The organism is Campylobacter pinnipediorum subsp. caledonicus, assembly GCF_002022005.1.
Taxonomy (GTDB): Bacteria; Campylobacterota; Campylobacteria; order Campylobacterales; family Campylobacteraceae; genus Campylobacter_A; species Campylobacter_A caledonicus.
The window spans coordinates 1,022,198-1,037,805 of record NZ_CP017258.1 but is presented as its reverse complement, the minus strand read 5'-3'; the positions used below and the strand labels follow the sequence as shown (position 1 = coordinate 1,037,805).

13 protein-coding genes and 1 pseudogene are annotated in these 15,608 nt (G+C 29.5%); 3 read left to right on the top strand and 11 right to left on the bottom strand.

The window, feature by feature from the left end:
* The first annotated feature begins 1 nt into the window (after position 1).
* Complete coding sequence (locus CPIN18021_RS05210) at positions 2-685, top strand: response regulator transcription factor (RefSeq protein WP_078423461.1); 684 nt, start codon at positions 2-4, stop codon at positions 683-685.
* A 36-nt stretch (positions 686-721) separates the two neighbouring features.
* Here CPIN18021_RS05210 and CPIN18021_RS05205 read toward each other — a convergent pair whose 3' ends face one another.
* From CPIN18021_RS05205 to glmU, 11 genes are all read right to left on the bottom strand, one after another.
* Positions 722-3,805 carry a TonB-dependent receptor domain-containing protein gene (locus tag CPIN18021_RS05205; protein ID WP_162273640.1) on the bottom strand — a complete coding sequence of 1,028 codons (3,084 nt, stop codon included), beginning with the start codon at positions 3,803-3,805 and terminating at the stop codon, positions 722-724.
* A 178-nt stretch (positions 3,806-3,983) separates the two neighbouring features.
* Entirely contained in the window at positions 3,984-4,430 is a 447-nt protein-coding gene (locus CPIN18021_RS05200) for a hypothetical protein (RefSeq protein WP_078423459.1), read from the bottom strand.
* A 1-nt stretch (position 4,431) separates the two neighbouring features.
* Positions 4,432-6,144, bottom strand: coding sequence for a M3 family oligoendopeptidase (locus CPIN18021_RS05195; RefSeq protein ID WP_078424574.1), 1,713 nt, complete (start codon positions 6,142-6,144; stop codon positions 4,432-4,434).
* Positions 6,141-7,385 carry a serine/threonine transporter SstT gene (gene sstT, locus CPIN18021_RS05190; protein WP_078423457.1) on the bottom strand — a complete coding sequence of 415 codons (1,245 nt, stop codon included), beginning with the start codon at positions 7,383-7,385 and terminating at the stop codon, positions 6,141-6,143. The genes CPIN18021_RS05195 and sstT overlap by 4 nt, the downstream gene beginning before the upstream one ends.
* Before the next feature lie 114 nt (positions 7,386-7,499).
* Entirely contained in the window at positions 7,500-8,222 is a 723-nt protein-coding gene (gene truA / locus CPIN18021_RS05185; RefSeq protein WP_078423456.1) for a tRNA pseudouridine(38-40) synthase TruA, read from the bottom strand.
* 1 nt (position 8,223) lies between these two features.
* Positions 8,224-9,249, bottom strand: a complete 1,026-nt coding sequence (locus tag CPIN18021_RS05180) for an LptF/LptG family permease (RefSeq protein ID WP_078423455.1) — start codon at positions 9,247-9,249, stop codon at positions 8,224-8,226.
* Positions 9,242-10,039 (bottom strand): prepilin peptidase, encoded by a 798-nt coding sequence (locus tag CPIN18021_RS05175; protein ID WP_078424573.1) that lies wholly within the window; start codon positions 10,037-10,039, stop codon positions 9,242-9,244. Before CPIN18021_RS05175 ends, CPIN18021_RS05180 begins: the two co-directional genes overlap by 8 nt.
* A gap of 62 nt (positions 10,040-10,101) precedes the next feature.
* Entirely contained in the window at positions 10,102-10,773 is a 672-nt protein-coding gene (gene uppS / locus CPIN18021_RS05170) for a polyprenyl diphosphate synthase (protein ID WP_078424572.1), read from the bottom strand.
* 1 nt (position 10,774) lies between these two features.
* Entirely contained in the window at positions 10,775-11,455 is a 681-nt protein-coding gene (locus CPIN18021_RS05165; protein ID WP_078423452.1) for a hypothetical protein, read from the bottom strand.
* Entirely contained in the window at positions 11,452-12,624 is a 1,173-nt protein-coding gene (gene coaBC, locus CPIN18021_RS05160) for a bifunctional phosphopantothenoylcysteine decarboxylase/phosphopantothenate--cysteine ligase CoaBC (RefSeq protein ID WP_078424879.1), read from the bottom strand. The genes CPIN18021_RS05165 and coaBC overlap by 4 nt, the downstream gene beginning before the upstream one ends.
* A complete protein-coding gene (gene glmU / locus CPIN18021_RS05155) occupies positions 12,624-13,922 on the bottom strand; it encodes a bifunctional UDP-N-acetylglucosamine diphosphorylase/glucosamine-1-phosphate N-acetyltransferase GlmU (protein WP_078424571.1) in 1,299 nt (432 codons plus the stop codon). Before glmU ends, coaBC begins: the two co-directional genes overlap by 1 nt.
* Before the next feature lie 145 nt (positions 13,923-14,067).
* Here glmU and CPIN18021_RS05150 point away from each other — a divergent pair.
* Both CPIN18021_RS05150 and CPIN18021_RS05145 read left to right on the top strand, forming a co-directional pair.
* Positions 14,068-14,833, top strand: a pseudogene (locus tag CPIN18021_RS05150) (motility protein A).
* A 3-nt stretch (positions 14,834-14,836) separates the two neighbouring features.
* Positions 14,837-15,604 (top strand): flagellar motor protein MotB, encoded by a 768-nt coding sequence (locus CPIN18021_RS05145; protein WP_078423449.1) that lies wholly within the window; start codon positions 14,837-14,839, stop codon positions 15,602-15,604.
* Positions 15,605-15,608: the final 4 nt, after the last annotated feature.

Here is a 15,608-nt window from a genome sequence, read left to right as displayed (position 1 = left end):
AATGATAGATGTAAATATACTTTCAAAACTCAAAAACATCTCTGTATTGCTTGTTGAAGATGATGAAAACACAAGGATAGCTATAACCCAATCTTTGCAGTTTTATTGCAAAAAGATTGTAAGTGTAGATGATGGTCTTGGAGGTTTTAATGAGTATTTTAGTGGAGATTTTGATATAGTGATAACTGATATAAACCTACCAAATCTAAATGGTCTTGAAATGCTTGAAGAGATCAAAAAAAGAGCACCACATCTAAAATCAATCATTATAACATCATACGATACAAGTGAAAATATGTTGGCTAGTATAGAGCTTGGAGCGTATAACTACCTAAGAAAACCTTTTAAGATAGAAGAACTTCAGACAACTATTTTGATGGCCACAAAAGGAATGTATGAAAATAAAATACTTATAAAAGATAGCTATGAGTATGATTTGATTGATAAAATTTTGCTTAAAAACAAAGAAGAAGTTGTGATGACAAAGATAGAATCAAAGCTATTTTATCTACTTGCAAGCAATGCTAATAAGACAGTTGGCTATGATGTTATTGAGGATTTTGTTTGGAATGATAAAGCTATGAGCAATGAAGCTTTAAGAATGGTTGTTAAAAAAATAAGACTTAAAACAGATCAAAACTTGATAGAAAACATATCAGGTGTTGGTTATAGGATTTGTACTTAGATGTAGCCGAGCATACTAAGATGCCCGGCTTTTTGATTAAAATGTTATTTCAAAATCAAGTTTGAAATTTCTTCCAGGGGCATTAAATCTATTTAGACCAAGGCTGTCTGATTTTCTTACTCTATTTGTTGTTCCAAATGATCTTATGGATCTTGCACTTTCCCAATTGATGTATTTTTTATCAGTTAGATTATAAGCACCAAGTCTAAATGTTATATTTTTTCTAGGTCTTACATAGCTTATAAGATCTATAGTTGTGTATTTGTTGCTTAACCAGTGGGCTGATGAGTCTTGTACTTTTTTATTGTTTACTATAATGTCTTCTCTTTTCTCGCTAAGCCAAAACATATTGTAAGTATCTCCTGGTTTTTTTGCATTGGCGTGTGTTATAAAAATATCTGCTCCAAATTTATCATTAGGTGCAGTATAACCTATGTTATAGACAAATTTATTTGGCTGAATAGCATTCATTGGTCTAAACACATCCTTACCATCTTCTGTTACTAAAATCTTACCTTTTTGTCTTGTATATTTAACACCAAAATAAAATCCAGGCAAATCAGCTTTTATATCTTTTAGGTTTATCTTAGAGTCTATTTCTATACCTGTTACTTTTGCAACTGCTCTATTTACATTTTGGTATCCGACTAAATCAGTTGATAATGCAATGCCGTTGTCAACATGTTTGTTTGTTTTTGCTGCACCAACGTATCTAAAATCCAAAAAGTCTTTGTATTTTGTCTCAAAACCACTAACTGTTATAAAGCTTAAATTATTATAAAGCGTGAGTGCCACTTCTTTTGTTTTTGAGATCTCTGGTTTTAATTTTGTATTTGGAACAATTATAAATCCTGGAAATCTAAAGTTGAAATACAATTCATCAGGAGTTGGAGCTCTAAAACCTTTTGAGTATTTTCCTTGAACTCTTAGAAAATCAATCGGATCTAAATCTAAACTTATAAAATGAGAAGTTTGATTAAAAATATTTCCTTTATATTTTTTGTCTATCCTGGCACTTTCTATAAACTTTTTACGATCAGCTAAATATTGTGGATGATTTTCTCCACTCTTCTTAGGATCGGTTCCAATATATTTAGGATCTGTGTATCTTGGTTTTTCTATGTCATGTTTTGCTAATGCTCCTAAAAATCCATCTGGTATTTTTGGACTCTTGCCTTCTTCATAATCTACTCTATATTTTATAAAGTCTTTTCTAAATCCTCCTTTTAATACTATAAAATCATTTATTTTTATATCATCTGCTATATAAAATGCCTTTTGTGTTTTGGTTGTTGGGACTAAAAAAGATTCTTCTCCTGAAAAAATAGGACATTGAAGAGTGTTTCCGCCTGATTTACAATCTTCTTTATAGGAGTTAGCCCACCATTTGACATTTGAACCATTGCTTCCTTCTATATTTGTCATGCTTTTTTTGTTTATACCATACAAACCACCATAGCTTAAAAAATGATCTATGTTTTCAGTGTCTATGCTTTTTTCAAAATCCAAATTTACTTGCTTGGTTTCATTATCTAAATCTCTTTGTTTCCAATCATTTTTTGAAAATCCAGCTGAGTATGGTAAGGGTATATAAAATGAGTTGTCCTGATCTTTTTTCTCAGTTCCATCCCAACTTGTATATTCGCGTATCGAATTTATTTTTTTATATATTTTGTTGTTTTTATTTATAGTTTCAACAGTTACATGATAAATATCTTTTCTTTGTTTTTTATCCCAACCTTCATAACTACGATCAAATATTGTTTCGTTTTTAGAAGATAAATCTATACTTATAGGTTTATCTTCAAAAATTAAATTTACAGGTTTTTCGCAATTAAAAAAATTACAATCAAAAGCAAATGTTGTAGCTATAGCATCTTTGCCTGAAGTTCTAAATTTATCTCCTTCTTTGTATTTAGTTCCATCATCACTTTTTAAATATATATACTCTGGTCCTAAAGGACTTGCAGGGTCTTTTTCTTTTACAAGTTTAAGTAATTTATTATCTTTATCTAAGTAGTTATTGTTTTCATCCAAATGCAAACCAGCTTGGTTGTTTATATCTCTGCAGTTATCGCCAAAACATCTCTCTTCTGTTTTTGCTCTTGTTTTTGTCTTTTGATGTGATAATGTAAGCTTCGCACTATCCCAAAAAGGTGTTTCATTAAAATTTTCAAAAGTTACAAAATAATTTTTTCTAGTAGATAAATCATTTGTGTATCTTTTTTCTTCTTCAACTGTATCAGAAAATTGACTTAAACTAAGATTATAAGAATAATCATGACCTTTTGGGTTATCTTTATAATAATCAAGCCCAGCGGTAACTCTTGTAGTATCAGTTGGGCTAAAGCCAAATTTTAAAAGATTGCTCTCTTTTTTGATGGTATATGGATCAGCTTTTTCTCTTTCTGCTGCAACTACACTATCATCATACTCATCGTATCCATAGTTTTTAGTTTCATGTCCTTTTCTATCCGTGCGAATAAACAATATATCAAACCACTTGTGTTTTGCAGCTAATGTGTGAGAGTTATATTTTTGTGAGTTAGCAGTAGAGTATCCTGTTTTAAATCCATAAAAATAGTCTTTATCTAGTAGATAATCTCTTGCATCTTTTGTTTCAAACATAACAGAACCACCAAGAGCCCCTGAACCTGTTTTTATAGAGTCAGCTCCTTTAGTTATTCTTACTTGTTTAAGTGTTTCTACCTCTACACCATTTCTTGTATTGTTAAAGTTACCATATCCCTCAAAGAGTTCTTTAAATCCTTGAGAGCTTAATGTTTCTGCTTGATGAAGGCCATCTATGGTTATAGCAACCCTGTTTTCATCAACACCTCTTATAGAGTATCCACTAGCACCAAATCTACCTGTTTCTACTACACTTACTCCGGTTTCATATTTTACTAGATCTCTTGTATCTTGGACTTGTTCTTTTGTAAGTGTTTTGGCACTTTTTACTCTTTCTCCTACTTTCTTTTGAGTAGGATCATTTTCTGATTCACCAGTAACTGTTACACTGTCTAGTTCAACTTGATTTGATGATATATCTGCAGCATGCAAATTTACACCAAAACCAAGAACTAATAGAGCAACCATAGAAAACCTAAGCTTGTTCATATTTATCCTTATTGTAATTATGATATTCATTCTTTAAAATAAGATATATGATAATAGATATTAATTTAAATACTGGTTAAAAATATAAATAAAAATACAATATTGATTTAAAATTTTAAATATTTTATTAAAAATTCAATAATTCAAATTTATTTTTTTTTGAATTATTGAATATATTTTATTTTTTTATAATATGTTTATTGTTTGGATTTGATTTAAATATAGAGAGAGATTTTTGAGTATTATCTGTCTTCGAAATTGGTTTTTTTGGATTTGAAATGTTTGTTAAAATTCCTTGATTTTCAATTCCAATTTGAACTATAGCGTTAAGAGGGACTTTTACAACGGATGCAAAATTATCTTTTCCAAATCCAGCCTCGAAACTAATCTCTTCTTTTGATAGTATAGCACTTTGAAATGTATATCCTGACAGAACAAACATAACAATAGGTGCTTTGAATGTCTTTTTTATCTCTTCTGGTAGCTCAGGTGCAAAGCTTATCAGTGATATATCAGAAAAAATATAAAAATCAATGCCGTTTTGCAAAAGATAATCTAAACATTCGTAAATATGTCTTTTCATCAATAATCCAAAATTTTCATCATTTGAAACTTTTTCTAGCATTTTATAACTCCAAAAACTCATCAACCATATTTGAAATTTGTTTAAGCCCTATAAGCCAAAAATCTTCATCATCTATGTCAAAACCAAACATATTTACGAGTTCTTTTGGACTCTTGCTTCCACCACTGCTTAAAAATTTAGTATAAATTTCAACAAAATTTTCACATTTGTTGCTTTTGTAAAGTCCAAATAAAGTTAAAACTAAAAGTTGTGCATAAGAATAAGCATAGCAATAAAATGGCGAATGTATAAAATGTGGTATATAACTCCACCATATTTTATAATAATCATTTAGCACAATGCTATCTTTGAACATTTTTGTGCTTTCTTCATACCATATATTATTTAGTGTATCAAGTGATATTTCACCTTTGTGTGAGTGAACTCTTCTTTCAAATGTTGTAAAGTTTATTTGTCTAAAAAATGTTGCAAAAATATCTTCTATTTTTCTTGCTAAAAGTGCCTGTTTTTCTTTTTTATCTATATCTTTGATGATATAATCAAATACTAACATCTCACAAAAAACAGATGCTGTCTCTGCTGTAGTAAGTGGAGTATCTGAGTTTAAAAATCCAACACTATAGCTTAGTTTTTGGTGTATTGCATGTCCTAGTTCATGAGCTAATGTAAAAAGATCTCTGCTTTCATCTGTATAGTTTAGTAAAACATAAGGATGTGCATCACTTGAGCCGGAATGAGAAAATGCACCACCTCTTTTTGCATCGCTTGGATATACATCTATCCAGCCATTATCAAATGCTTCTTGTGCTATTTTTTGAAACTCCAAGCTAAAGTTTCCAAATGCTTTTAAGACTATATCCTTTGCTGTGTTATACTCATATTTTGTTTTGTTTTGAGATAACGGTGCATATCTATCATAATCATAAAGTTTTTCGTAGCCTAAGATTTCTCTTTTTTTATTGTAAAATTTATAAGAGAGTTCAAAGTTGTTCTCGCAAGCTTTTATAAGTGCATCTACGCTTTTTTTGCTTATTTGATTATCTAGATGTCTTGGGTCTTCTGGATTTTCAAAATTTCTTAATTCACAACTTGTAGATAAATCTGTTTTTATCATATTGTAAATATAACCCAAAAGATGTTGATGTTTTGTAAGCTCATCACTTAAACTTATAGCAGCTAGTCTTCTTTCTTCTCTATCTTGGCTATGAAGTTTACTAAGAACTTCTTCTTCGCTTAGTAATTCTTCTTTAAACTTAAATTTTATAGTACTCATAGTTTCATCAAAAAGCCTTGCAAATGCTTGAGCTCCGGTGTTTGAAGTTCTTAACAATACTTGTTCTTGTTCTAAGCTAAGCTGGTGCTTTTTGTGCTGTTTGAGATTTGAAAGATAGTAAGAAAAATCACTACAAGAAGCTATAAATTTATCTTGAATTTTGTTTTCTAAAGTATTGAACTCTAATTCAAAAAATAAAATATACTCTTGTATCTTGTTGCATTCTTCTTCGTATTTTGAGTAAAAAGCACCTTGTTTTGTGTCTTTTGCAAAAATCAAAAATGCATAAGTCATTATTTTAGAAATAGAACTAACAAGTCTTTGATACTCATTCATTGCTTTTATAAAGTCTTTTTCGTCTAAATTTGCAATCTTGCCCTTATATGTCTCGCTAAAATTTTTAACATCTTTTTGTAAATTTGAAAGATAACTTTCAAGCTCTTTTTGATCTTTAAATAATGCTGTTAAGTCCCAAATCATTTTTCATCCTTCATAGAAGCTACTGCTGTAAATAATACATCAGATGAGCTATTTAGTGCTGTTTCAACTGAATCTTGTATAACGCCTATCGCTACGCCTATCGCCACAACTTGCATAGCAACATCGTTTGGTATATTAAATAGTGAGCAAGCAAGAGGTATAAGCATAAGTGAGCCACCTGGAACTCCTGATGCACCACAAGCTGATACCGATGAAAGAACGCTTAGCATAAATGCATTTGCAAAACTTACATTAATGCTATCAACACTATTTACAGCTGCTAATGCTAAAACACTTATAGTAATAGCTGCTCCAGCCATATTCATACTTGCACCAAGCGGTATAGAAACAGAGTAAATTTCTTCTTTTATATTTAATTTTTTACATAAATTTAGATTTATAGGTATATTTGCTGCAGAACTTCTAGTAAAAAATGCTGTTATTCCACTCTCTTTCAAGCAAGTAAAAACTAAAGGATATGGATTTTTTCTTAGTGATAAAAATACTATTAGAGGATTGACAACCAATGCAACTGTAAGCATTACACCAACTAGTAAAATCAATAATTTTGCATATTCCAACAAAGAGCTTCCGCCGCTATCATATACACTAAAAGCAACTATACCAAAAATTCCAAATGGAGCAAGTCTTATGATAAATCTAACTATTTTTGTAACAGCATCAGAAACATTTATTATCATTGTTTTTGTTTCGCCTGATGAATGTCTTAAGACTACCCCAAATCCTATAGCCCAAGCTAAAATTCCTATATAGTTGGCACTAGCTACCGCATTTACTGGGTTATCTACTATTTTTAAAAGAAGTGTTTTTAAAACATCGGATATCTCTTTTGGAGCGGCTTTGCTTACGGCATCAACTCCATCAAGAGTTAATGATACTGGAAACAAAAAGCTAGCTCCGACAGCTATAAGCGCTGCACCTAAAGTTCCCACAACGTAGTAAAAAATTACACTTTTAAAACCTTTTGATTCGCTATCTATGTTTCTTGTGGATATTGCAGATACAATTAAAACAAAAACAAGTATTGGCGCTACTGCTTTTAAGCCACCTACAAATAGATCTCCGAGTATAGAAATACTCATAACTATTTGTTTTATGCTTTGTGAATCAGATTTGAATGCTATAAAACCGAGCATAGCTCCGCAAACCATACCTATTATTATTTGAATTATTAAGTTTCCATCTTTATATGAGTGTATAAATTTTGAAAAAATGCCCATTATATAGCCCTTTTGATTGTATAATATTTAATTAAGTATATCTAATAAAATGTTAAAATAAGTTTTAACTTAAAAAGTATTATTTAATTTTTTTAAGTTTTATGATAAATTAAGTTAGTAAAAAACTTTATTTAGATAAAGACCGTTCGGAGATACCGGCATTCTTGTAAAAATTTTTTTATTTTGTAATTGATCTTGTATGAGATTTTTTCCATTATCATATTTTAAGCCTTTTAATACAGCAGATACCATAAGTCTTACTTGCGCTCTTAAAAAACCATTCGCCTTAAAAACTATAATAGTTTTGTTTTTATGACTATAACAAAAAGCTTTATACACTGTTCTTATAGGGCTTTTTGTGTCACTTCCTACCTTCATAAATAAACTAAAATCATGTTCACCTATAAATAATTTTAGTAATTCATTTGCCTTTTTTATGTCTATTTTTGGTAAAAATAGACAATAATTACTTCTAAAAACATCAAATTCATCATGGCTTATGATGTATCTATATTTTCTTGCTTTTGCATCATATCTAGCCTGAAAACTATCATCTACTTTTTTTATTGATTTTATGTGTATAAAGGGGTGTGAATGGCGATTTATTAGTTGTTTTAATCTATTAAAATCATTGAAATGCTCCCCACACTCTACACATACGCTTTGATTGTTTGCATGAACTCCTTTATCTGTTCTAGAGCTAGAAACTATCTTTGAAAAAATACCTACATGTGACAATGCTTGTTTTAAAACATCTTCAACAGAATTTTTATGAGGTTGTGTTTGTGAACCTTGAAATTTAGAGCCATCATAGCTTAGTATGAGCTGAATTTTCATATCAATATTTCAATACTATTTTGTATTTATAAAATGCAAAACCGCACATCATAAATAGAAAAAATACTATAGGTATTATTATTTGCGAATAAGAGCTTAAAAGCATAATTATCGCAAAGTATGCAAACAAAACACCAAAAGTTCCAGTATAAACGCTACCTTTATCGTATCTGTAAGTTACTATTCCAAAACTTATCGCAAATAAAACAGAAGCTAACGGAAAAAGTGATATTAAGATATATGTGTTTAGATCTTTATTTCTTTTTTTATCTGTTTTTGCTTGTAGCCAGTAGTGAATGAAATTTCCAACTTTACTTATTTTGTTGTCTTGGTCTGTTCTTATTTTCATTGAACTAAAACTACTTTGATGATAAATGTTATCTTTTATATCATAAATTTTACCATCTTCCAAAACAAGCTGAATCATTGAGTTTAGATTTGATATTGTAGCTGTTTTTGCTATTATAAGGCGGTTTGCATCTTTTTGAGGATTATACATTATTATATCTTTATAGATTGTTCCATTTTTGTCTTTTGCTTCATCGTTTATATACACCATCCAATCTGAAAATTTTTGTCCAAATTTCCCACCTTTTAGGTTTAGTTTGGCAACTGTTTTTTTGTAGTCTATAAAGTTAGAGTTTAATTCTGCTGCTTTTGGTATAAAGAAGATAGCAATAACTAATAAAAAAATTGTAAAAATACCAGATAGCCATATAAAAAATTTACTTATCTTTGCCGGAGAGTATCCAAGTGTAAATATAACGATACTCTCGTTTTCCTTTGATAGTCTAAAAAGTGTCATAGCTATAGCTACAAAAAAAGATATAGGAATTACAAATAACAATATTCTAGGAAGCAAAAATAGATATAATTTTGCTAGTTCAAAAAATGTTATTTCTATATATGACGTGATTCTTGCTATTTGTATAAAAAAGACAATTGACATTATTAAAAATAGTGTACTAAATAAAGACGCAAATGTGCTTATAAAATTATTTAAAAGATATTTGTTTATATTAGACATAAATCATCTTTATTATAGCTAGAAAAAAATCATCAAAATAATAAACCAGCAATAATGCTAAACTTAAAAATGGAACAAATGCTAATTCGTAATTTTTTTTCCTTACTATCGCATAAACCGGTAAAGTCAATACAGCTGATAGATAAACAGCTGCCAATCCAAGCTTATATCCAAGCATTGCTCCTATAACAGCAGCTATAAAAATATCAGCACTTCCCATAGCCTCTTTTTTTAGAAAAAAACTAACTAAAAATCTAAGCAACCAAAATGCAAATGCAAACACAAAAGAACATAATAAATTATCGTAAAAATTATCATTTTGAGTTATGTTTTTTAGCACCGCGTATGCAAATGCAAGGACTAATCCCGTATATAAAAGTTGATCAGGAACAGCTTTGTATCTTATATCAATAACTGATAGTGCAAGTAAATTTATAAAAGACAAACCAACGATAAATGCCAAAATAAGCTCTTTTACATCAAAAACATAAATGCCAACTTCTTTATAAAACCCAATAAGCATAAAAAAACCACCAGCTATTTCTGCTATTGGATATACTATGCTTATTTTTGTTTTACAAAAGCTACATTTTCCTTTTAGAAAAATCCAAGAAAAAATAGGTATATTGTGATACCATTTTAATGGTGTATTGCATATTGTGCAATGTGAGCTTGGAAAACTTACACTTTGAAATTTTGGCAAACGATATATTAAAACATTTGAAAAAGATCCAAAACAAATTCCAAAAATAAATAAAAAAATAGACAAAGTTATATTAAGGCTATCCATAATTATCCTAGTTATATAATATTTTAGTGCGTAAATTTGCCATTTTATTGATTATATATATATTAAATTGCACCAAAACGCCTATTTTTTAGTTTAAAATTGTCAACTATATTTTGTAGTTCTTCTTTTTCAAAATCGGGCCAAAGCGTATCTGTAAAGGCAAGTTCTGCATAGCTTGCCTGCCAGAGCATAAAATTTGAAAGTCTTTGTTCACCGCCGGTTCTTATAAGTAGGTCTATTTGCTCTTTTTCATCAAGAAACTCGTTTAAGTTTTCTTCGTTTATCTCTTTTTTTTGAGATATTAAGCTTTTTGTTGCTCTTATTATTTCATCTTTTGCACCATAGTTTATAGCAAGATTAAATTTTAATTTTTTATTATCTTTTGTTAGATTTTTTAATTTTTTTATCTCTAATTTTAAATCATCATTGAAGATTTCTATATCTCCTACTGTATTAAAAAAGATACCGTTTTTTATAAAGTTTTCTCTTCTTGAAATTAAAAATTTTTTTAACAAATCTAGTAAAAAATCAATCTCATTTTTTGGTCTTTTCCAATTTTCTGTACTAAATGCATAAAGAGTTAAGATTTTTATCTTATTTAATATGCAAAAATCACAAATTTTTTCAACCACTAAAGCACCGCTTTCATGCCCTTTTGTCCTTAAAAAACCGCGTTTTTTTGCCCATCTTCCATTGCCATCCATAATAATGGCTAAATGGTTTAATTCATTCATCTTATCCCTTAAAATCAATTAAATTTCTATTTTTTTTCCATATCGCATCTATATCGCAAATTTCTATTTTGCATGAAAAATTTTCTTTTAAGACGCTAGATACTTTTTGAAATGGGGTTTTAATTGTATCTAAAATTCCATCAACAAACTCAAAAAGTAAAGGTGCAAAATTTGAAAACACCAAATAAATATGTGATTTATTTTTATCTTTTTTGAATTGAAAAAGATTGAAATTATCATTGTATATAAATGGTATATGAACTATTTTTTGATTTAAAGCTAGTAGCATATTTGTATAAATTTCAAACTCATCTTTGCTTATATTTGATGAGAGATTTTTTATTATTTCTTTGTGAAACCACTTGGTGTTTTCTTCACTAACAAATCTTTCAATCAAAAAAATACCATTTTCTAAACCACAATCCAAGAAATCAGGTTTTTCATAAAGATTATTTATGACTATGTTATCACTTGTGCTTTTTATCTCTCCCCAGTATTTAGCTCCAACTTTAAGCCTTTTTGCGCTTTTTGTTACCAAATCTTTATTTCTAAATTTCAAAATATATCTATTAAAAGATATTTTCTCACTTACAAACAAGCTTACTGGCAATGATGTATTTAGCGATATTGTGCTTATTTTATTATTTGTTATTTTTTGTATTTTTTGAATACTTGAAATCATAACTCACTTGCCAAATTTGCTATTTTTATAGCTATGTTTTCTTTGGTGTCAATTTCTAAAAGTGTGTCTTTTTCTTTTGTTATAAAGTTTATCTTATTTTTTTCACTTCCAAAACTATTTTCTTTTTCTATTATATTTAGACAAACAGCATCTAGGTTTTTGTCTATTAGCATATTTTTTGCATTATTATAAGCACTATTTTTATCGTATTCTAATTTAAAGCCTATTTTTTTGCATTTGAAGTCTTTTAGACTTGATAAAACATCAATATTTTGTTTTAACTCTAAGCTCCACTCTTTTCCTAATTCACTTTTTTTAAGCTTAAAATCATAATTTTGTTTGCATATATAATCACTAACAGCCACGCACATGACTAATAAATCAGAGTCTTTGCATTCTGCTTTACATAAAGATAATAATTCATCTGTGTTTTTAAACTCACAAGATTTATATGGTAAATTTTCATACTTTACGCTTGAGATAAGCATAACATCTGCGCCTAAAAAGAAAAAAGCATCAGATAAGGCTTTTGACATTTTTCCACTAGAATGATTTGTGATGGCTCTTACATCATCTATTTTTTCAGTTGTTGCACCGCCTGTTATTATTACTTTTTTTCCTTTAAAAATTTGATTAAAAAAAGCTTTTTTTACTTCATATAGTATGTTTGATATGTCTGCCAAACCACCTTTTCCTATGTCTTTACAAGCTAACATTTTTGTTACAGGTTCAACTACTTTTACGCCATTTTTTTTCAAAAAATCTAAATTTTTTACCGTAGAAAAATGCTCTAACATTTTATTGTTTGCCGCAGGTGCTATTATCATAGGTGCATTTGAAGCGATTAGAGTTTGCATAAATATACTTGAACAAACCCCACTAGCAAGGCTATTTATAGTATTTACAGAAGCTGGAGCTATCAAAATAAGATCTACTTTTGCATACTCTATATGGCTTATTTTTTTTTGCCAATCCTCGTTTCCTGTGCATAAAACCGGATGATTTGTGATAGCTTCAAAGGATAAAGGATTGCAAAATTTCAAAGCCCCATCACTTAACATAACCTTTACATCAGCACCGAGCTTTTTAAGGTTTGATACTAGCTCGTATGCTTTATAAAATGAAACACTACCACAAACACCCAGTAAAATTTTTTTATCTTTTAACATCATTTTTCTTCTTTAAAAAATTTATAAAAAAACCCATCTTTATTTATCTGTTTTGTTCTAGAAACGGCTAATGCTCCACTTGGAATATCTTTTGTTATCGTGCTTCCTGCAGCTATCATAACATCATCTTGTATTGTTACAGGCGCTATTACTTGAGTATCTGAACCTACAAATACATTTTTGCCTATTTTTGTTTGATATTTGTTTTTGCCATCATAATTGCAGGTTATAAAACCACAACCGATATTTGTTCCTTCTTGCGCTTCACAATCACCAAGATAGCTTAAATGTCCAGCTTTTACACCATCTAAATTTGCATTTTTTGTTTCAACAAAATTTCCAATTCGCGTGTTTTTTATTTTGCTTTTTGGTCTTATTCTGGCTAATGGACCAACGCTTGAGTTTTGTATTTCACTATATTCTATTACACTAGAACTTTTTACAATGCTATTTTTTATTAAGCATTCTCCTATTATGCTTACATTTTCTTCTATGACACATTCACCTTCAAATTTAGCTCTACAATCTATATATGTTGTATTTGGCATACGCATTAATACGCCGTTTTTCATCAAATCTTTTTTTATTTCATCTTGCATTATTTTTTCTGCTATGCTAAGTTGAAATTTGTCATTTATACCCATAAAATTTTGTTCTTTTACCTCCATAATGCCACATTTCAGTCTTAGTTTGTTTGCTATTTTTACAGCATCTGTTAGATAGTATTCATTTTGTGCATTATTGTTTTTTATAAGTGGTAGAATTTTCTCTAAAGCATCTGTTTTAAATGCATAACATCCAGCATTTACACTTTTTATTTTTTTTTCATTTTCACTTGCATCTTTTTCTTCTACTATGGATAAAACTTGATTATTTTCGCTTATAATTCTTCCATATCCGAAAGGATTTTCGGTATTAAAGCTACTTATTGTTAGGTCAAGATCGCTTTTTGCTAGATTTTCAAGTTCATTTTGTGTTATTAGTGGCATATCTCCACATAAAATTATTGTTTTTTTTGTTTTTGAAATAGCTCCTATTAACGCACCTGCGGTTCCTGGAAAATTTTCAAAATCTTGTATATGGATTTTTGTATTCGGATAGTTTTTTAGGATATGTTCTTGTATCATATCTTTTTGGTGATGCAACACAACGCATACATCATCTGTTATTTTGTAAGCCTTGTTTAGTATGTGAGATATCATGCTTACTCCACAAATTTCAAACATAACTTTTGGGGTTTTTGATTTCATTCTTGTTCCAAGACCAGCCGCTAGTATAATTATAGAAGTTTCTTTCACTTTATAAAACCTTAAAATAATGTATTTTTTCAAAACTTAGTCCTTGATTGTATCAAAAAAAGACAAATAAATATTTGAATTTATGCTATTTTTAACTAAAAGCTAATAAAATATTGTTTTTATCTGAATTTTAAAGAGAGTTGATATGGATTTAGGAACCGTTGTCGGTTGGGTTTTGATAGTAGTTTTACTTTTTGGCTCCATGGCTATAGGTGTTGGTATAGGACCATATGTTGATGTACCATCAGTTATGATTGTTTTTGGTGGAACCACTGGTTGTTTGCTTGTTGGTTTTAAAATGGAACAATTAAAAAAGATTTTTACATTTTATGGTGTTGCTGTCAAGCCAGGTCAAGTAAATTTAGCTGAAACTATAAAAAAAATAGTTGATTATTCTACAAAAGCTAGAAGAGATGGAATACTTGCTCTTGAAAATGATGTAAATAATGAAGTTAATGAATTTTTAAAAAAAAGGTCTATCCATGGCTGTTGATGGCAATGAGCCAGATGCTGTAAGATCTTTGCTTGAAATAGACATGGATCAAACAAGTTCAAGGCATGGTTCAAATATTAAAATTTTTGAACAAGTTGGTGGTTTTTCTGGTGCTATGGGTATGATAGGAACACTTATAGGTTTGGTTGCTATGCTTTTAAACATGTCAGATCCTAGTGCTATTGGTCCTTCAATGGCGGTTGCGTTGCTTACTACACTTTATGGTGCTATGATTGGAAATATTATAGGTGGTCCGGTTGCAAATATATTATCTATTAGAAATAATGATGAAATGCTAGAAAAAGAAGTTATATTAGAAGGTATTATGTCAATTCAGGCTGGAGATAATCCAAGAACACTTGAAAGTAAGTTGTTGTCTTATTTACCTCCAAAAGATAGAAAATCACAATTTGAGTAAGATATGGCAAAAAAAATAGATCCAAGCGAATGCCCAAAATGTATGCCTGAATGGCTTGCTGCATTTGGTGATTTGATGTCACTTTTGCTATGCTTTTTTGTATTGTTATTATCAATGAGTACTATGGATGCAAAAAAGCTTGAAATGGCTGTTGGTTCTTTAGCAGGAGCTATGAGTGTCTTAGAAGGCGGTGCAAGGCCGGAAACTCAAAAAGAACAAGAGATAGAGCTTCAATCTAAAATCAAAAAAGAAAAGATTCAATCACAATCAGAAAATAGCTTTTCTCAAGCTGTAAAGGCTATAAATGAGCTTTTGAATGCTACTGGCTCTCCTGAGGTTGTTATGAAAGATAGCGAGGACGGTTTTATTATTCGATTACCTGCTAGTTTATTGTTTGAGCATGGTAAGGCTGAGATACAAAGTGACGATGCAAAATTGTTTATAAAACGCATTTCTATGATAGCAACAAAGTTGCCACCATATATTGATATAAATGTTGTTGGTCATACTGATGATTTAGAGCCGGATCTTAATTCTATTTATAAAAACAATTGGCAGTTGTCAACAGCTCGTGCAATGAGTGTTGTTGATGAATTATTAAAAGATGGTGTTGAGGCAAAAAAGCTAATAGCATCAGGAAGAGCATCTTATGAGCCCATAGCCCTAAACTCAACACAAGAGGGTAGAGTTCAAAATAATAGAGTAGAGATAAAGTTTATATCCTTGGATAAAGAGAAAAAAGAAGCTGCTCGTAAAAGTATATTGGATTAAATTT